The sequence below is a fragment of the Deinococcus arcticus genome (genome assembly GCF_003028415.1).
Classification (GTDB): Bacteria; Deinococcota; Deinococci; order Deinococcales; family Deinococcaceae; genus Deinococcus; species Deinococcus arcticus.
This window is the reverse complement of the sequence record NZ_PYSV01000010.1, coordinates 58,983-76,612: the sequence shown is the minus strand read 5'-3', so window position 1 is coordinate 76,612 and position 17,630 is coordinate 58,983. Positions and strand designations below refer to the sequence as shown.

The window sequence follows — 17,630 nt, the reverse complement described above, 5'->3', positions numbered from 1 at the left end:
GCGGGCCATGATGACGGCCGGGGCCTACCGCGAGCAGGTGTGGGATGAGTTGATGCAGCGCCGGGCCTGCGCCTACCCGCTGCCGCCACATGGCCACTGCCCCAACTTCACCCACGCGCGCAGGGCCGCCGCCGCCCTGCTGGCCTGCGCCCAGGTGGCGGCCCAGCACACGCTGATCGTGGGCCCCGAACGCGCCCTGTACCCGCTGCGCACCCTGGCCCTGAAGGCAGGCAAGACCCTGTATGTGCCGCACCAGAAAAAGGCAGGCTGGTACTGGCGCCTGACTGACCCCCGGGGCGCGCGCCTGAGTGCCCTGCCGGAGTACGGCGAGGCGGTGCTCGTTCCAGACGGCGCCCAGGCGGCCGTGCTGGCCTGCGTGGCGGCCGACCCCCAGGGCGGGCGGCTGGGCAAGGGCTTTGGCTGGGGGGCGCGTGGCCTGGGGCTGGACCTGCCGGAATACACCCTGGCCCACCCGCTGATGCTGAGTGCGCGCCTGCCCTGCCCGCCGGACTCGCAGGTGACCCTGATCGGCACGGCGGGCGGCGTGGTGGCCTGTGACCCAGCCTGAAACCCCACTGACCCCCAGCGCGTACCATGCGGCATGAGCCGACGCGCCAGTCCTTACGTGCCCGCCCTTGTCACGGTTGCCACGGTGGGCGTGGCCGCCGGGGCCGCCTACCTCGCCCGCACCCGCAAGAAAGAGGTGACCGGGCTGGTGGTCAGCCGCGTGCTGGAACGCCCGGCCTCGCGCTCCTCTTACAGTGATCTGGCGCAGAGCCTGGAACGCGCCGGCACCTTTCTGACGGGCCGCAGCGAGCGCGCCGCCGACACGCCCGCCAACCGCGAACTGCTGGGCCACATCATTGGCATTGAGCGCTGGGGCCAGAGCCGCATTGAAGCGGCCCTGCGCGGCCAGGCCCCCACCGAGGACAGCTATCACCCGCACCGCCCCCCGCTGGACACCCCATTGGCCGGATTGCGCGCGCAGGTGACCACCACGCGCGCCGCCACCGTGGACCTCGCGCGGCGCCTGCACCGCGTGGCCCCCGACGACGCCCTGACCGCCCCGCACAACCAGCTGGGTGCCCTGAGCCCCAAGGCGTGGCTGCGCTACCTGACCCAGCACGCGGACCTGGAAAGCCGGCGCCTGCGCGGCGCACCGGCCCAGACGGCGCCGGGCGGGGGCACCCAGGCGCTGCCGGCGCCTGCATCAAAACTGTAAGAGGCGCTGGCCTACCCTGAGGGCGCCATGAGTGTCCTTAACAGCGTTCTGTCTGCCCTGGTCAAGGAAGGGGCCAGCGACATCCACCTGCGTACCGGAAGCGCACCTGCGGGCCGCGTGAACGGCCTGATCAAGCGCTACGGGGAAACCAGGCTGGCCCCCGACCACGTGGAGGGCTTTGCGCGCGAGATGATGACCCCCGCCATGTGGGAAGAATTTACCCAGCGCCGCGAGGCTGACTTTGCCTACGGCATCCCCGGGCTGGCGCGCTTTCGCGTGAACGCCTACTGGCAGCGCGGCAGCATTGGCCTGATCATGCGGGTGATCGAGGAAAAGCCCATTCCCACCTTCGAGCAGCTGGGGCTGCCCCAGGCCACCTTTGAGCAGCTGGCGCAGCATGAACGCGGCCTGATTCTGGTCACCGGGCCCACCGGCAGCGGCAAGACCACCACGCTGGCCAGCCTGCTGGACCACATCAACGACACGCAGCCCGTGAACATCGTGACGCTGGAAGACCCCATCGAGGTGCTGCACAGGGACAAGACGGCGATGATCAGCCAGCGCGAGCTGGGCATGGACACGCTGACGTTTGCCAACGGCCTGCGCGCCTCCATGCGCCAGGACCCCGACGTGATCCTGATTGGCGAGATGCGTGACAAGGAAACCGTGGAAGCGGCCCTCTCGGCGGCGCAGACCGGCCACCTTGTGTTTTCCACGCTGCACACCCAGGACGCCATTCGCACCGTCAACCGCATCATTGACTTCTTCGCGCCGCACGAGCGCGACCAGATTCGCCAGGGCCTGTCGGAGAGCATCGTGGGCATCATCAGCCAGCGGCTGCTGCCCAAGGCGGGGGGCGGGCGCGTGCTGGGCCTGGAAATCCTGCTGGGCACGCCCACCGTCCGCGAGTGCATCAAGGACCCCGAGCGCACCGAGGAAATCAAGCAGGCCCTGCTGGAAGGCGGCGCGCGCGGCATGCACACCTTCGACCAGCATCTGGCCAGCCTCGTGCAGGCCGGGCTGATGACCGAGGAAGACGCCCTGGCCAGCGCCACCAGCGCGCACGAACTGAAGATCATGATGATGCGGGCGCAGTACGCGTAAAGAGGGCTGCGGGACGCAGGGAGGAAGTGGGAACAAAGGAGGGCGGGCCTGTGGGGCTCGCCTTCTTGTGTGGGGCTGGCCAGGGCTCACGGTTGCCTGGGGGCGCGCTCCCCTACCCTGCGGGGCATGACCGCGCCGACCCTCTGGACCATTGGCTACGAGGATGCCGAACTGCCGGCCTTTCTGGACGCGCTGAAAGCCGCAGGAGTGACGATGCTGGTGGACACCCGCGAGCGTGCCCAGAGCCGCCGCCGGGGCTACAGCAAAACCGCGCTGGGGCAGGCGCTGGCGGAGCAGGGCATGAGCTACCGGCACCTGCGCGCGCTGGGCACGCCGCCCGCGCTGCGCAAGGCGTACCAGCTGGACAAGAACTTTGCGGCGCTGAAAGCCGGCTACACCCTGCATCTGGCCACCCAGGGCGAGGCGCTGGACGAACTGGGCGCCCTGGCGGCGCGGGAGCGGGTGGCCCTGCTGTGCTACGAGCGCGAGGCGGGCGCGTGCCACCGCAGCCTGATTGCCGGGCGGTTGCAGGCGCTGGGGTGGGTGGGGGATGTGGTGGATCTGGTGTCACCGCGCCGCTGAAAAGCGTCTGAACAGAGCGCCGCGCCCTGGTATGGTGGTGTCCACATCCCGCCCCAGAGGAGCGTTCTCATGTTCGAGCCCCCTGCACGAAAACCGGCCCAGCCCGGCGCCGCCCCCGCGTCCACCCTGACGCCCCAGCCGCCCGCCCTGCGTCAGGCGGCGGCGCCCACCCGCACGGCTGCGGCCCCGGCCAAGCCTGTGCAGGTCAAGCGGCAGGTGTCGGACCCACCGTATGGCTGGACAGCGGCGTATCAGGTGCAGAACACGCCCAGCGCCTACCGGGTCGAGATTCACGCTCAGGTGAAGGCGGCTGGGGGCGTCAAGGCCAGCGACGTGAAGAACGTGCAGGCGGCCACTGCCCTGGAATTCGCCCGCTACTGGGACGCCCGCTTTTTGCTGAAAGACAAGCAGGGCCGCAGCAAACCCCTGCAGATGGCCCTGAAATTCGTGAGCACCAAGGCCCACCTGAGCCTGACCCTGAACCCCGGCGAGGGCCGCGACAACCTGACGAACTGGTACGTGAAGTCCGCCCCGCAGGACCGCGCGCACGAACTGGGGCACCAGCTGGGCCTGAAAGACGAGTACGTGGACGCGGGCGCCGCGAACCGCAAAACCGCCACGTCCCCCGGTGTGAAAACCGACCACTCCTTGATGGGCAACTACTACGCCGAGGGCGAGGCGAAGGCCGACGTGAAGCTGCGGCACGGGCAGGTGCTGGCCCGGGACATTTCCAGCGCCCTGGGCCAACCGCTGACCGGGGTGCTGAGCCCCACCTACACCGTGCGCCGGGGCGACACGCTGCTGGGGCTGGCCCTGCGCTTCTACGGCACCAGCAAGCAGGCCGAAGCCCTGTACCAGAAGAACAAGGCCGTAATTCCCGACACCCGGGTTCTGAAGCCCGGCACGGTGCTGCGCCGATGAGCCTGAAAGCCGCGTTGCTGGGCACCGCCTTGCTGACCGGAGGTGCCCCCATGACACCGCTCCTCTCCACCGCCACCGACACCCTCACCTATCAGGCCGGGCAGAACACGTTTGGTGGCATCACCACTGTGACCCTGTACGGCAATGGACAGGCGAAAGTGACGCGCCAGCGAGGGCAAACGCGGCAGGCGTTTACCGGCACGGTGCCCCCCGCCTTGCTGAAACAGGTGAATGCCGCTCTAGCCGTTGCCCTGGCGGTGAAAGTGCCGGGCAATTACCAGCCGGTGCCGGACGAGGCACGCATTCAGGTGAAGGTGCAGGCGAATGGGCAGGTAAAGACGCTGGCCTTCTGGCAGAACCAGGCGCAAAACACAGCAGCACTAGGTGAGGTGCTGAAAGTGTTGAACAAGGTGGTAGGGATAGTTTCTGGGGGAAGAGTAACGCATTAAGGATCAGCGAGCAAAGAGAAAGGCATTCCCTTCACTGCTTTGCATTGAATCTGACAATTTTAGATTTAGGAGATGCAGATATGTCTATAGTAATGTTCGCATGTCGATCAAAAGCGACTAAAGCGCCGTTAGTGTGAATACTCCCAGATAGTTAAAGGTTTAGATTAAGTGAGGTCAAGCATGAAGATCGAACGACTCAGTGTACGCAATTGGCAACTTTTTAGGGATATAAATATTGATTTTCATGATAGAATAACCTTCCTTACCGGAGTTAATGGTACCGGAAAAACGTCTATATGTAAAGTTATAGCCGCTTTTCTTGGACATGATGTCAAATTTATACAGTCCGAAGACCCCGTAAATTTGCCAGAAAGCAAGATAGCTGAGATAACCTACGGAGGGTCATATTTCGAAATTAAGAAGAGTTTTAGATATGGAGAGTCGTACTCCTACAGTTTAAACGTTAGCAACCATGCCAATAGCACATTCAAAGGTGCGTACATCAAATCAAACAGAGAGGCATATACTGCCACATCTATATCTTCAGTTCGGGCTGGACCTGCTATTGAATCTTCAATGATAAAAAGTTTGGTCAATCCGTCTTACAAACCTCTAGATGGAGAGAAGGAAATAATAGAAAATGTCCCGCTAAGAGGCATGAAGGACTCAATTCTATCATGGGCTGTTTTCGGATTTGGCAATCAATATGTTAATCCTAATATAACCTATCAAGTCTACTTAAATGAGTTTATTGATATATTAAGATTGGCCATCCCGGAAGAGATTAAGTTTCGCACACTCGAGATTGATAAGGAGGACGTTAAAGTAGTTACAGACTTGGGGCGGTTTAGTATTGATAGTGCTTCCAGTGGACTTTCGACAATCTTTGATCTTTGTTGGAAATGCTTTGTAGCATCAAAAATGTGCTCGGAACACACCATAGTAGTTATAGATGAGCCGGAGAATCATTTGCATCCGTCATTGCAGAGAAAGCTGATTCCCAGCCTTATGAAGGCATTTCAAGATCACCAATTTATAGTCTCCACTCACAGTCCTTTGATTCTGTCTTCGGTAGAACTCTCCTATATTTACAAATTTGAATTTGGCGAAAGCACAATATCTGCTAAACTTCTTACAGCTGTAGACACCGCCACTGATTATGAAGGGATTTTGCAGAATGCACTAGGAACATCGTCCTCCATGCCCATTTGGGCCAGAGAAAGGTATGAGAAAATTATTAGAGATTTTAGTTTTAGTGAGCCTTCTGCCGAGAATATGAAGCGTGTTGAGACTAGATTGGAGCAAGAGGGACTAGGTGAGTATTCTCTTCGAGCTTTTACTGAGCTCATGAAATTAAGACATGAGAAGAATAAATAAGCTTACCCCCGACCAAGTGATTCTAGACTATATTAATGAAAATATTTCGGAAGCACAAAAGATTTTAGATACAAACTCAGCAATTCCCAATGATCTCCTAAGAAAGTATAATTACGCACCCCTAAAAGAGCTGATTATCAGGGAAGTCAGTGGCAAGTGCGTCTATTGCGAAACAAAAATAATGGGTAATCAATTTGGAGATTTGGATCACGTCATACCGAAAGCAAAGTTTATAGCTTCTCACGACGCCTCCGGGATCTTCAGTCATAGGAATCTAACTATCTGTTGTTCCGTATGCAACAACAAGAAGAGCAATTTAGGCACAACAATTTCCTTGCTGTCACCATACACCAATAAACCAGAGCATCATATCTATTACGTGGGGAGCCAAATATACTACAGCACGCCAGAGGGCAAGAAGCTCATATTAGCCCTTGAACTAGATATTAGAGATGATTTAATAGTCAATATAAACAAAAAATTAAAGGAGCTCCATAATCTTATATACCAGTTTGACACAGAGCGTGACCCAGAAGTGAAAGCATTGATTAAAAAACGCCTTTTACGAGAATCTAAAAAGGAAATGGAGTATTCTTTAGCGACATTCCATTTCCTAAAAATTCATAAGTTGATTTAAGAATAAGGCTCTTATTTTAACAACTTCACGCCCGCATCCCCCCCCCATTCTGCCTGTTCATCCAAGCCGGCGGCTTGGGCGCAAAGCGGCCCAGGATCGTCTGCTGGTCGTAGGCCAGATAAGCTTCGGCCCAGGGAAAGGTCTGGTTCAGCACGCGAATGGCCTCCGGGCTGCCCATGCCGTGGTCCAGCTGGTACAGCACGAACTGTTCGGGCGTTTCCAGGCGCAGGTAGGTGGGCATGCTCCCCGCGTGTTCGTCCAACACGCTCTGAAACTCGCCCACCGCGTCCGGGCTGGCGGTTTCTAAGTCAATGGTCACGTACATGACCTTGGGCACGTCGGCCAGCTGCTCCACGCTCACCACTTCCTCGGCGATGGCGCGCAGGCCGCCGTCCTCGGATTCCAGTTCCACGATCACCAGGGCGGGCGTGTCGTTGACCAGCCGCTCCTGAATGCGGTCGTAGGCGCGGGAAAAGGCCACCAGTTCGGTCTGCCCGGATTCGTCGGCCAGGATAAAGCGGGCCATCATGCCGCCCGATTTGGTGGGCTTCTTGACCACGCTCTCGATCATGCCCGCCAGCACGGCCTTGATGCGTTTGCCGGGGGCCACCTTCTGCGTCTGGAACCACGTGTCCAGGTCCGAGATGCGGCAGCTGGCCGCCTCGCGCAGCCCTTCGTGCTGTTCCAGCGGGTGGCCGGAGATGTACAGGCCCAGGGCCTCTTTCTCAATGCTCAGGCGTTCCAGGTCGGTAAAGGGCGCGATGCCGGCGCGCAGGGGGCGCTCCTGCTTGACCTCGTCCATGCCGAACATCATCGCCATCCCGCTCTGGGCGCGGGCGTTCACTTCAGCGGCGCCGGCGGCGTCGGCCAGGGCGTCTTCCAGGCTGTGCAGCAGCTGGTTGCGCTCGCCGAATTCGTCAAAGGCGCCGCTCTTGATCAGGCTTTCCAGCGCCTTGCGGTTGCAGACCTTGTTGCCCAGGCGCGCGCAGAAGTCCGCCAGCGACTTGTAGCGCCCGGCGCGCTCGCGCTCGTCCAGAATCTTCAGCACGGCGGCCTCGCCCAGCCCCTTGATGGCGTACAGGCCGAACAGAATCTCCTCGCCCTGCACCGCGAAGTCAGCCGCTGAGCGGTTGATGTCGGGCGGCAGCACCCGCACGTCCATCTTGCGGGCGTCACTGATATATTCTGCAACTTTGTCGGAATCCTTGCGCTCCACCGTTAAAAGCGCGGCCATAAATTGAACGGGGTAGTTTGCTTTGAGCCAGGCCGTTTGATAAGTGATCACGCCGTAAGCAGCCGAGTGGCTGTTGTGCACCACCAGGTCGTTGGCCACGAAGTTGTGCGTACCGGGCACTTCCAGGTCGTAGGTTTGCGCCTCGCCGGCTGGCTCAATGCTGACGATGGTGTCCCAGTACAGGTCATCCGAGCAGGCGTCCAGCAGGGCGGTGTCCTCGAAGAACTCGCCCAGGATCTGAATGGTCGTGCGGCGAAAGCCCTTCTTGTGGGCCCTGGGCGCGCCATACAGTTCCTTGGTACAGACGCCTGTGTGGGCCTCAATGTCACCCCAGCTCAGGCCGCTGGCCAGCTTGGCGCTCTGCACCCGCACCTTGATGCTGGCCGGCACCGTGTCCACCGTTTCGCGGCCCTGCGGCATACCCGCGTAATACGCGCGCAGGCCAGCCAGTTGCTCCTCGCGGCCCACCAGATGTGGCGCCACCACAGCCAGAAACTGGTCTATGGAGCGCCGCCCCACCAGATGCACGGTATAGCCGGTGCGGCCTGCCTTGTCCTGGCCGCGCGCGTAGCCGAAGTGCTTCTCGGTGACTTTGGCGACCATGCCCAGGCGCAGCAGCACGTGGGCCAGGTCATCGGCCAGCTGGCGCGACGAGGTGGCGGCGTAGGGCGTGGTGTTCCCCGGCCCGAACAGGAAGCCGTCGCCCGACCAGTAGCGGCCCACCAGCACGGCCAGCGAGGCGTTGTTCAGGCGAAAGGCGGCGGCAGGCAACGCCTTTTCAGTGGCCTTGACGCCCACCAGGCCCAGCTCCTCCAGCCACAGGCGCACGCCAGATTTACCGCCTGCGCTGCCGCGTACGCCGCTGCCCAGGTACACGTCGTGCACGTTCTGCCGCTCGGGGCGCAGCTTGACGCTGGGCTGGGTGTTCGGAAACTGCCCGGCCAGCGCCACCATGTCGGCCACCTGCGCTTCACTCTGCGAGTACAGGTACGCGCCGCAGGGGTGACAGGTGTTGCCCTCGGCCAGCACCCAGCCCAGCAGGCCCGCTTCGTAGTCAGGCCAGCTGTCGGTACCCAGTTCAGGCAGGCGGGCGGGCGCGGCAATCCGGTCGCCCGCCGTCAGGTCCTCCACGTTCCGCCAGCCGTCCAGCGTCAGCAGCGGGTGGTTGCCAGTGGCGGTCAGTTCGCGGCCCAGCGCGGTTCTTACCCTGAAGACAGGCTTGACGCCGTTGTCGAAGAACTGGCCGGTGGGCCGCAGTTCCAGGCGATACGCGGCGTTCACGCTGGGCAACTGGACCGGCTGGCCCTCCCGGTACAGGTCTTCCATGCGGCGCAGCTCGCCGCCCGCCACGGGCACACGGGTGTCGCCCGTCAAACATTTATTGAACCCGTAATTTGCAAATGCGTCCAGCAAATCAAAGAGTTTATTGCCTTCTTCTTTTAAAACGCCGTTCTTCTCTGCACCGTCCACGAAGATCTGGCGCTGCCGCTTCATCTCCTCGGCGTCCTTCTTGCCCATCGCTCGGCGCAGCAGGTCGGCGCCGCCTAAGCTGAAGCCCGCAACCTCCGAAGCAATCTGCATGATCTGCTCCTGGTACACGGGAATGCCGTAGGTTTCCGCCAGGATTTTCTCCAGATACCTGGCGCTGGCCGAGAACCCGTCGCGCACGTAGTCCACCTCTTCCAGGCCGTGGTGACGGCGAACGTAGGTGGGAATGTTTTCCATCGGCCCTGGGCGGTACAGCGCCGAGAGCGCGATGATGTCGGCCAGTCGGCGCGGCTTGAGGCGGCGGCTGGCGTCGGCAATCCCGGCCCCTTCCAGCTGAAAAACGCCCTTGGTGTCGCCCCGGCTCATCAGCTCGTAGGTCCGGGCGTCGTCGAAGGGAATGTTGTCGAAGGTGCCGTAGGTGTCCTCGAAGTCGGTGCCGGATTCCTTGAGGATGCGTTTGGCCTCGTCCAGAAAGGACAGGGTGCGCAGGCCCAGAAAGTCCATCTTGATCAGGCCGATGTCCTCAACGGCCTTCATGTCGTACTGGCAGACCATGCCCTCGCCGCTGGTGTCGCGCATGACCGGCACGAGGTCAGTCAGCTGTGTCTTGCCAATCACCACGCCGGCCGCGTGCACCGAGGCGTGGCGGGTCAGCCCTTCCAGCTTCTGGGCAAATTCATAGGCTTCCAGCAGCTGCGCGTCCTCGGCCAGCATCTGCTGAATGTCCGGCACGGCGTCGCGCGCCTGCTCCAGGCTGTAGCTCTTGCCGAACTTGATGGGAATGAGCTTGCTGACCTTGTCCACCTTGGCGTATTCCAGGCCCATCACGCGCGCCACATCTTTCAGGCACGCCTTGCTGGCCATCGTTCCGAAGGTGGCAATCTGCGCCACCTTGTCCTCGCCGTATTTGTCCTGCACGTAGGCAATGACCTCACTGCGCCGCGCGTCGTTGAAGTCAATGTCGAAGTCGGGCATAGAGATGCGGTCGGGGTTCAGGAAGCGCTCGAACAGCAGCTCGAATTCCAGCGGGTCCAGGTTGGTAATCCGCATGGCATAGGCCACCAGCGACCCGGCGCCCGAGCCGCGCCCCGGCCCCACCGAAATGTCCTGATCCTTGGCCCAGTTGATGTAATCCGCCACGATCAGGAAGTAGTCGGGGAAGCCCATGTTGTTGATGACGCTCAGCTCGTACTCGGCGCGGCGCAGGATGACCAGGGCGTGGGCGTGGTGCGCGCGGGTGGTTTCCTCGTCAGGCTGGGCCGGGTCCAGTTCAATGCGGGTGTCGCTGTCTCTCTGGCTGGCCTTGCGGCAGTCCTCATGGGCGTAGGCGGGCAACTGGCCCGCTTCGGCCTCGGCTTCCATCAGCTCCAGCGCCGGGTACTTGGTGTACTTCTCGCCCGCCGCCTTGCCCCGGTCCTCCCAGACGCTACCCATAAAGGCGATCAGGGTCAGCAGGGTCTCGAGGTCGCAGGTGCGGGCATCGCAGCCCTTGACCCGGGCCAGCACGGCCGGCGCGTCCTCACCCAGCGCGGCCAGAGACCGCTGGGCGTAGTCGCGCAGCAGCCCTTCGGTGGCGTGACCCGGATACCGCTTGACCGTGCCCCGGTAGGTCTGCACCCGCAGTTCCTCGCGCATGGTGCGGCCCTCGGGAATGGGCAGCTCGGGCATCTGGTACACGCGCTTCTTGCCCACTGGCAGGTCCACATTGCACCACTCGGCAATCATGGCGGTGTTGTCAAAAGGCTCCTCGCCCCAGTCGGCCACCGGCAGGGCGCGCTGCATCTCCTCTAAGTCCTTCACATAGAACTCGTCGCAGGGAAACTTGAAGCGGTTCTCGTCGGCCAGGGTGGCTTTGGTCTGAATGGCCAGCAGCGTTTCGTGCGCAGTGGCGTCGGACTTTTTCACGTAATGGCCGTCGTTGGTGGCCACCAGCCCAATGCCCAGTTCCTGCGCCCAGGCCCTCAGGATGGGGTTGTTCTTCTTCTGCTCGGGCAGCCCGTGGTCCTGAATCTCAATAAAGTAGTTCTCGCCAAACAGCTCGCGGTACCACAGCAGCCGCTTTTTGGCGTCGTCCTCGCGCCCCTGCAGCAGCAGCTGCTGCACCTCGCTGCCCAGGCAGCCGGAAAAGGCGATCACCCCTTTGTGGTGCTCCTGCAGCAGTTCGTGGTCAATCCGCGGCTTGTAGTAATAGCCTTCCGTGTACCCCCGGCTGCTCAGGCGGCAGAGGTTCTGGTAGCCCTCGAAGTCGCGGGCCAGCAGCGTCAGGTGAAAGATGCCTTTCTCGCCGTCCTGCCCGCGCGTACGGTCGCGCCGGGTGCCCTGCCCGGGGACCACATAGGCCTCGTACCCGATGATGGGCTTGACCCCCATGCCGGTGGCGTAGTTGTAGAAATGCACCGCGCCGTGCATGTTGCCGTGGTCGGTCATGGCCAGGGCGGGCGTGCAGCCCTCAGGCGTGACCTCCTTGGCCCACTTCAGCAGGTCCTTGAGCTTGGCCGCGCCGTCCAGCAGGCTGTATTGCGTGTGCTGGTGCAGGTGGGCGAACTTCTTCGGCTTGCAGCAGGAGCCGTCGGGCAGGTGAAGATGGGGGGCAGCGGCGTCGGGGGCGGTCACCGCTTCAGGATAGGGCGAGGCCCAGAACGCTTCAGTGACGCCCGGGGGTTGACGGCCCTAGTCCTCGGGTGTCACCACCAGCAGGGTCTGAAACACCTGCCGACCCAGCCAGTCCGCCAGGGCCCGTGAGGCCGGGGGCACGGAGCCTGTTCGCTGCGCTGTGCGGCTCAGGAACAGCAGGCGGTGGTTCACGGGCACTTCCTGTGGCTCGTTCCCCCGGCGCACGCGCAGCGCCACGCGTTGATCCGCTCCAGCAAAACCGCCTCCCTGCCACACCTTCAGCGTCAGGGGGGGCGCTTCACGCCAGACGGGTTCCGGGCCGCTCCAGTCCACCCAGGCCCGCATGTGGTCGGTCCAGGCGTCCAGAAAGCGCTGCGGGTCCGGCTGCGCCGCCCTCGGGGAGAGAATGAAACAGCGGCTCTGTGCGGTGGTGAGGAGGGGCACCGCCGCGCAGTCCAGCTGAATCATGGGAAAACCTGGCAGCCGCACCGCTCTTGGCTCCAATTGCGCTTCGTCCTGAACCGCGGCGCCGACATCATTCATCCGGGCCGAGATTTGCGACTGCAGGCCAAACAGCCCCGCCATCGCCAGCAGAGGCACGCCGTAGCACAGCGCCAGTTTCCAGCGGGGCAGCGGGGGCAGCTCTGGCAGGTCGCGCAGCGCCGGGTTGCGCCACAGCTGCCACAGCGAGGGCACACGCCCGGCCTGCGCCCCCAGCTGGGCGTGCAGCGCGGCGGCCAGCACCAGAAAATTCAGCGTGCCCAGCGCCACCATCAGCTCTTCCAGAAACGCGGGCGGGCCCCCCACTCTGCCGGGTTCAAGGAACAGGGTGCCCAGCAGCAAGCCCGCCAGCACCATCAGCAGGGCAATGCAGACCTTCAGTACCCGCACTCCCGCCCGGCGGGGCCGCGCCACGAAATGCGGCGCCACCGGTTCCAGGGCTGGGCCGCTCATGGCGTCTCCAGACGAACGATGGACGGCGTGAGCTGCTGCGCCAGCCAGTCTTGCAGGGAGGATGACGGGGGCTGTTCAGGGCTGAAGGTCAGACCGAAGAAGGAGACCTCCACGCCACCCCCACGGCCCAGGGGAGGCGTCACGGGCACCGGCAGAGTTCCCATCATCAGGCCGCCGTTCCGGGACCGCTCGGCATTCACAGACCCGAACTGGTCGTTGAGTACCGCCAGGAGCTGGGGCCAGGCTGTCGGCCCATCGGCCATAACGCCCACACACCTGGCCGGGGCTTCGGAGGCATGGGGCGCAGGTGGGCAGGCCACGGGTTGCCAGCCCCGGCTTTGCAACACCTCACGGAGTTTAAGGGCGGTGGCCTGGGCCGTCACCGCTGGGTCGGTCCACGGCCGAATCAGCACCAACGCGGCGGCCACTGTCATCAGGCAAAGCCCCACAGGTACGTTGACCAGCCGGCGGGCCACCGGCCGCGTCAGGGGCGGGCGCACCTGGGGATGGGCCGGGTCCGGCGGGGTGCCGGGGGCCGCCGGCCAGTAGGCCTGCAGGAGGCTGCCCAGCGTCTGGCCCCACAGCGCAGCCACCGCCAGCGCCTGCAGGCCCAGCAGCATCAGGGCCACAGGCTCCGCAGGCCCGCTCCGGAGCGTGGCCCACAGCGACAGGCTCAGCAGCGCCGCCGCCAGCCCCGTGGAGCGGGCCAGCATCAACCCCTGCGGGCGCGGACGAGCCATGGCCCCAGTGTAGGGGGGCCCGGCGCTGCACGTTGCCGCACCTGCCCCAGCCCTCAGTCAGACTTCTGTAAGAGCCCTGTAACCCTGGTCCGCGCACCCTAAGGCATGAGACCAGGCCAGCTGGAGCTGCGCTGGGCGTACATGCTGTTCGCCCTGCTGGCGCTGGACAGTTTTCTGGTGGTGTGGCTGGTGCCGCGCCCGGAGGCCTTCTGGGTACTGGCCCCCCTGATCGCCGTGCAGCTGATTGCCGCGTGGCTGGCCCCGCGCGTGGTGCGCATGGTGCGTGGCCACCGCCTGTTGCAGGAATCCTACGGCGAAGAGCTGGCCTTTGCCCGGCAGCTGATGGAAAGCGTGGAGCACGGCCTGACGGTTACCGATGAAGACGGGCGCTTTGTGTACGTGAACCGCGCCTACGCCCGCATGCTGGGGGTGGCGCCCGAGCGGGTACTGGGGCGTACCCCGTTTGAATTCACGCTGCCCGAGGACCATGCCCGCCTGCAAGCGGCCCGCACCGAGCGCCGGGGCGGCCAGAGTTCGTCGTACCGCACGCGGCTGCGGCGGCCCGACGGGGTGCTGGTGGACGTGATTGTGACGGGCACGCCCCGCTGGCACGCGGGCCGCATCGTGGGCAATGTGGCGGCGGTGGTGCCGCTGGGCGAACTCAGCGAAACCTGAACCTCAGGTTGAGGGCACAGAAGCGCCCCTCCGGGCGTGGACAACCTGACTCTGGTCCACCCGCCCCCCGGCACAGACGGCCAGGGGCCTGCATCCGGCTGGCGTCGTCCATCTAAAGTTGAGCGCAATACACTCAACTCTATTGACACTCCTCAACTGTGGGCCTATGATGGATGGCAGTCAGAACTGCTGCCCATGGGGCGGCAAATCCCCACACTTACAGGAGTCAACATGCCCAAAGCCGTCGGAATTGACCTTGGTACCACCAACTCCGTGATCGCCGTGATGGAAGGCGGTCGCCCCGAAGTGATCGTGAACGCCGAAGGTGCGCGCACCACCCCCTCCGTTGTGGCCTACAAGGGCGACGAGCGTCTGGTGGGCCAGATTGCCCGCCGTCAGGCCGCGCTGAACCCGGCCGCCACCCTCTTTGAAGTCAAGCGCTTCATCGGCCGCCGCTGGGACGAAGTGAAAGAGGAAGCCGCGCGCAGCCCCTTTACGGTCAAGGAAGGCCCTGGCGGCTCCGTGCGCATTGAAGTGAACGGCAAGGACCTGGCCCCGGAGCAGGTCAGCGCCGAGGTGCTGGGCAAGCTGGTGCAGGACGCCAGCGCCAAGCTGGGCGAGAAAATCAAGGACGTGGTGGTCACCGTGCCCGCGTACTTCGACAACTCTCAGCGTGAAGCCACCAAGCAGGCCGGCGAGATTGCAGGCCTGAACGTGCTGCGCGTGATCAACGAGCCCACCGCCGCCGCGCTGGCCTACGGCCTGGAGCGCAAGGGCAACGAGACCGTGCTGGTCTTCGACCTGGGGGGCGGCACCTTCGACGTGACCATCCTGGAACTGGGTGACGGCGTCTTCGAAGTCAAGTCCACCTCCGGCGACACCCACCTGGGCGGCGCGGACTTTGACCAGCGCATCGTGGACTGGCTGGCGGGCGAGTTTCAGAAGGACAACACCTTTGACCTGCGCAAGGACAAGCAGGCCCTGCAGCGCCTGATCGAAGCCTCGGAAAAGGCCAAGATCGAGCTGAGCAATGCCAGTGAGACCACCATCAGCCTGCCCTTTATCACCTTTGACCCCGAAACCCGCACCCCCATGCACCTGGAGCGCACCCTGTCGCGCGCCAAGTTCGAGGAACTGACCGCCGACCTGCTGCGCCGCGTCCGCAAGCCCGTGGAGCAGGCCCTGGCCGACGCCAAGCTGGACGCGGGCAAGATTGACGAGGTGATTCTGGTGGGCGGTTCCACCCGTATTCCCGCCGTCAAGCGCATCGTGCAGGAGATCGTGGGCAAGACCCCGAACGAGTCCGTGAACCCCGACGAGGCTGTGGCGCTGGGCGCCGCCGTGCAGGCCGGGATTATCCAGGGCGACGCCTCGCTGGGCGACATCGTGCTGGTGGACGTGACCCCGCTGACGCTGGGCGTGGAGGTCAAGGGCGGCATGATTGCCCCGATGATCACCCGCAACACCACGGTCCCCGCCAAGAAGACCGAGATCTACACCACCGCCGAGAACAACCAGCCCGGCGTGGAGATCAACGTGCTGCAGGGCGAGCGCCCCATGGCCAACGACAACAAGTCGCTGGGCCGCTTCAAGCTCGAAGGCATTCCGCCCATGCGCGCCGGCACGCCGCAGATCGAAGTCACCTTCGACATTGACGCCAACGGCATCCTGCACGTCACGGCCAGGGAAAAGCAGAGCGGCAAGGAAGCCAGCATCCGCATCGAGAACACCACCACACTGGACAAGGGCGATGTGGAGCGCATGGTCAAGGAAGCCGAGCAGAACGCCGAGGCCGACAAGAAGCGCCGCGAGCGCGTCGAGAAGCGCAACAACCTTGACAGTCTGCGCGTGCAGGCCCTGGGCCAGATTGAGGAGCAAGGGGGCGCGGCTCAGGATGCCAAGGACAAGCTCAAGGCCGCCGCCGACGAGGCCGAGGAAGCCGTGAAGGCCGACGACGACGCCAAGATTGACGCCGCCCAGAAGCGGCTGGAAGAGGAACTGCGCGCCTTTATGACCGCCGCGCAGGCGGGCAGCCAGGGGCAGGACGCCGGCGCCGGTGCCCCGGGCCAGCCCCAGGCGAGCAAGGCCGACGACGACGTGATTGACGCGGACTTCAAGCCGGCTGAGTAAACGCGCGTCCTCCGCAAGACACACCACCCCAGGGGAGAGGACGGCCAGCGCGCCGCCTCTCCCCGCCGCTTCTCCACTACTCTGAATCCAATGTTCCGCAAGCGAGGCCCCAAAATGACTGATGAGCACAAACCCGGCGACACCGACCCGTCCACCGCAGAAGCCAAGACCATTGATGCCGACACCGGCCTGGACCTTCCCGAGACCGATACCGACAACATGGAAGAGGACGCCGACACCATGTTTGCCGGCCTGAACGACATGGACGAGGGCATGCTGGGCCAGGTGCAGGAGATGATGGCCAAGCTGGGGCGCGCCGACGAGCTGGAAAAGGAAAACGCCGAGCTCAAGGGCCGCCTGGCCCGTCTGGCCGCCGACTTTGAAAGCTACCGCCGCCGCACCCAGGACGACGTGCAGGCCGCGCAGGGGCAGGGCGTCAGCAAGGCCGCCGAGGCCCTGATGCCGGTTTACGACGACCTGGACCGCGCCGTGACCATGGGCGCCGCCGATCCCGCCAAGCTGATTCCCGGCATGCAGGCCGTGCAGGGCAAGGTGCTGGGCGTGTTTGCTGGCCTGGGGCTGGAAGCCACGGGCAAGGAGGGCGAGGCCTTTGACCCCCAGTGGCACGAGGCGCTGCAGGTGGTGCCCGGCGACGAGGACGACGTTATCGTGCAGGTGTACCAGCTGGGCTTCCGCATGGGGGACCGCCTGGTGCGCCCGGCGCGCGTGGTCGTGAGCAGGAAAGGGTGAGGGGGAACCGTTGATGGGTGATGGAGAAGGGCAGGAGCGTCAGCCATCAACGGCGCCGCGTGATCCCCTGCACGGCGTGACGCTGGAACGGCTGGTCACGCACCTGCACGATGAATACGGCTGGGAAGAACTGGGCCGCCGCATTCCGGTGAAGTGCTTTCAACAGAGCCCCAGCGTGGGCAGCAGCCTGAAGTTTCTGCGCAAGGTGGGCTGGGCACGCGAACAGGTGGAAGGCGAGTACCGCCAGCTGGTGCGCCGCGAGGACGCCAACCCGCTGATTGCCGCCCTGAAAGCCGGAACGCTGGCTGCGGACCTGAAGGCCCCGAGCCAGACCCGGGCCCACGAGGCCCTGGGCTGGGCGCTGCGCCACGGCCAGCCCGAGGAGGCGCTGCGCACCCTGCTGGGCTTCGTGCAGGACGTGTCCTTCTGGCCCGAGCGCGAGAAATTGCCGCTGCTGAACCTTGCCATTGACCGGGACGCACCGCCCACGTTTATCCGCGAGCTGCTGAAAAAGGGCGCCAACGTGAACGACCCCCGGTACTGGCTGCCCCTGCTGCACACCGTGGATGTGGAGGGGCTGGCCTACCAAACCGGCCGCCGCGCTCCCCGCACCGATGTGCTGGACCTGCTGCTCGCGCACGGCGCCGACCCGGAGGCCAGCGACAAGCGCGGCCACACCGCCCTGGAAATGGCCCGCGCCTACGGCCTGAAAGCCGTCCTGAACAAGCTGGGCCCGGCTGCCCCCTAGCCCCTT

At 63.8% G+C, this 17,630-nt stretch carries 15 protein-coding genes; 12 read left to right on the top strand and 3 right to left on the bottom strand.

Annotated features, from left to right (window positions below; genetic code table 11):
* The first annotated feature begins 7 nt into the window (after window positions 1–7).
* The 8 genes from C8263_RS11350 to C8263_RS11315 all read left to right on the top strand — a co-directional run bounded on the left by C8263_RS11350 (window position 8) and on the right by C8263_RS11315 (window position 6,292).
* Window positions 8–568, top strand: a complete 561-nt coding sequence (locus C8263_RS11350) for a 5-formyltetrahydrofolate cyclo-ligase (RefSeq protein WP_233218779.1) — start codon at window positions 8–10, stop codon at window positions 566–568.
* Window positions 569–601: 33 nt separating this feature from the next.
* A complete protein-coding gene (locus C8263_RS11345) occupies window positions 602–1,222 on the top strand; it encodes a DinB family protein (protein WP_233218778.1) in 621 nt (206 codons plus the stop codon).
* A gap of 27 nt (window positions 1,223–1,249) precedes the next feature.
* The gene (locus C8263_RS11340; RefSeq protein ID WP_107138235.1) at window positions 1,250–2,326 is read left to right on the top strand and encodes a PilT/PilU family type 4a pilus ATPase; all 1,077 of its coding nucleotides are present in this window, start codon (window positions 1,250–1,252) and stop codon (window positions 2,324–2,326) included.
* A gap of 126 nt (window positions 2,327–2,452) precedes the next feature.
* Window positions 2,453–2,908: a DUF488 domain-containing protein gene (locus C8263_RS11335; RefSeq protein ID WP_107138234.1), complete on the top strand. Its 456-nt coding sequence runs from the start codon at window positions 2,453–2,455 to the stop codon at window positions 2,906–2,908.
* 69 nt (window positions 2,909–2,977) lie between these two features.
* Window positions 2,978–3,829, top strand: a complete 852-nt coding sequence (locus C8263_RS11330) for a LysM peptidoglycan-binding domain-containing protein (RefSeq protein WP_107138233.1) — start codon at window positions 2,978–2,980, stop codon at window positions 3,827–3,829.
* 50 nt (window positions 3,830–3,879) lie between these two features.
* Window positions 3,880–4,278 (top strand): hypothetical protein, encoded by a 399-nt coding sequence (locus C8263_RS11325; protein ID WP_146160663.1) that lies wholly within the window; start codon window positions 3,880–3,882, stop codon window positions 4,276–4,278.
* A 180-nt stretch (window positions 4,279–4,458) separates the two neighbouring features.
* The gene (locus C8263_RS11320) at window positions 4,459–5,655 is read left to right on the top strand and encodes an AAA family ATPase (protein WP_107138231.1); all 1,197 of its coding nucleotides are present in this window, start codon (window positions 4,459–4,461) and stop codon (window positions 5,653–5,655) included.
* A gap of 16 nt (window positions 5,656–5,671) precedes the next feature.
* Window positions 5,672–6,292 carry an HNH endonuclease gene (locus tag C8263_RS11315; RefSeq protein WP_158263789.1) on the top strand — a complete coding sequence of 207 codons (621 nt, stop codon included), beginning with the start codon at window positions 5,672–5,674 and terminating at the stop codon, window positions 6,290–6,292.
* A 25-nt stretch (window positions 6,293–6,317) separates the two neighbouring features.
* Here C8263_RS11315 and dnaE read toward each other — a convergent pair whose 3' ends face one another.
* Genes dnaE through C8263_RS11300 form a run of 3 tightly spaced genes read right to left on the bottom strand, consistent with a single transcriptional unit; the run spans window position 6,318 to window position 13,321 of the window.
* A complete protein-coding gene (dnaE, locus tag C8263_RS11310) occupies window positions 6,318–11,627 on the bottom strand; it encodes a DNA polymerase III subunit alpha (protein ID WP_107138229.1) in 5,310 nt (1,769 codons plus the stop codon).
* Between the two features lie 57 nt (window positions 11,628–11,684).
* Entirely contained in the window at window positions 11,685–12,581 is an 897-nt protein-coding gene (locus tag C8263_RS11305; RefSeq protein ID WP_107138228.1) for a hypothetical protein, read from the bottom strand.
* Window positions 12,578–13,321 (bottom strand): hypothetical protein, encoded by a 744-nt coding sequence (locus C8263_RS11300; protein ID WP_146160662.1) that lies wholly within the window; start codon window positions 13,319–13,321, stop codon window positions 12,578–12,580. Before C8263_RS11300 ends, C8263_RS11305 begins: the two co-directional genes overlap by 4 nt.
* A 105-nt stretch (window positions 13,322–13,426) precedes the next feature.
* Here C8263_RS11300 and C8263_RS11295 point away from each other — a divergent pair, with 105 nt between their 5' ends.
* From C8263_RS11295 to C8263_RS11280, 4 genes are all read left to right on the top strand, one after another.
* Window positions 13,427–13,996 (top strand): PAS domain S-box protein, encoded by a 570-nt coding sequence (locus C8263_RS11295; protein WP_107138226.1) that lies wholly within the window; start codon window positions 13,427–13,429, stop codon window positions 13,994–13,996.
* A gap of 231 nt (window positions 13,997–14,227) precedes the next feature.
* A complete protein-coding gene (gene dnaK, locus C8263_RS11290; RefSeq protein ID WP_107138225.1) occupies window positions 14,228–16,126 on the top strand; it encodes a molecular chaperone DnaK in 1,899 nt (632 codons plus the stop codon).
* 114 nt (window positions 16,127–16,240) lie between these two features.
* On the top strand, window positions 16,241–16,876 hold the full coding sequence (locus C8263_RS11285) for a nucleotide exchange factor GrpE (protein ID WP_107138224.1): 636 nt from the start codon (window positions 16,241–16,243) through the stop codon (window positions 16,874–16,876).
* A gap of 13 nt (window positions 16,877–16,889) precedes the next feature.
* Window positions 16,890–17,624: a VF530 family DNA-binding protein gene (locus tag C8263_RS11280; protein ID WP_107138223.1), complete on the top strand. Its 735-nt coding sequence runs from the start codon at window positions 16,890–16,892 to the stop codon at window positions 17,622–17,624.
* Window positions 17,625–17,630 lie beyond the last annotated feature (6 nt).

Coding starts and splice junctions, on each gene's coding strand:
- C8263_RS11350 (WP_233218779.1), top strand. CDS start 8: ATGATGACGGCCGGGGCCTACCGCGAGCAGGTGTGGGATGAGTTGATG.
- C8263_RS11345 (WP_233218778.1), top strand. CDS start 602: ATGAGCCGACGCGCCAGTCCTTACGTGCCCGCCCTTGTCACGGTTGCC.
- C8263_RS11340 (WP_107138235.1), top strand. CDS start 1,250: ATGAGTGTCCTTAACAGCGTTCTGTCTGCCCTGGTCAAGGAAGGGGCC.
- C8263_RS11335 (WP_107138234.1), top strand. CDS start 2,453: ATGACCGCGCCGACCCTCTGGACCATTGGCTACGAGGATGCCGAACTG.
- C8263_RS11330 (WP_107138233.1), top strand. CDS start 2,978: ATGTTCGAGCCCCCTGCACGAAAACCGGCCCAGCCCGGCGCCGCCCCC.
- C8263_RS11325 (WP_146160663.1), top strand. CDS start 3,880: ATGACACCGCTCCTCTCCACCGCCACCGACACCCTCACCTATCAGGCC.
- C8263_RS11320 (WP_107138231.1), top strand. CDS start 4,459: ATGAAGATCGAACGACTCAGTGTACGCAATTGGCAACTTTTTAGGGAT.
- C8263_RS11305 (WP_107138228.1), bottom strand. CDS start 12,581: ATGAGCGGCCCAGCCCTGGAACCGGTGGCGCCGCATTTCGTGGCGCGG.
- C8263_RS11300 (WP_146160662.1), bottom strand. CDS start 13,321: ATGGCTCGTCCGCGCCCGCAGGGGTTGATGCTGGCCCGCTCCACGGGG.
- C8263_RS11295 (WP_107138226.1), top strand. CDS start 13,427: ATGAGACCAGGCCAGCTGGAGCTGCGCTGGGCGTACATGCTGTTCGCC.
- dnaK (WP_107138225.1), top strand. CDS start 14,228: ATGCCCAAAGCCGTCGGAATTGACCTTGGTACCACCAACTCCGTGATC.
- C8263_RS11285 (WP_107138224.1), top strand. CDS start 16,241: ATGACTGATGAGCACAAACCCGGCGACACCGACCCGTCCACCGCAGAA.
- C8263_RS11280 (WP_107138223.1), top strand. CDS start 16,890: ATGGGTGATGGAGAAGGGCAGGAGCGTCAGCCATCAACGGCGCCGCGT.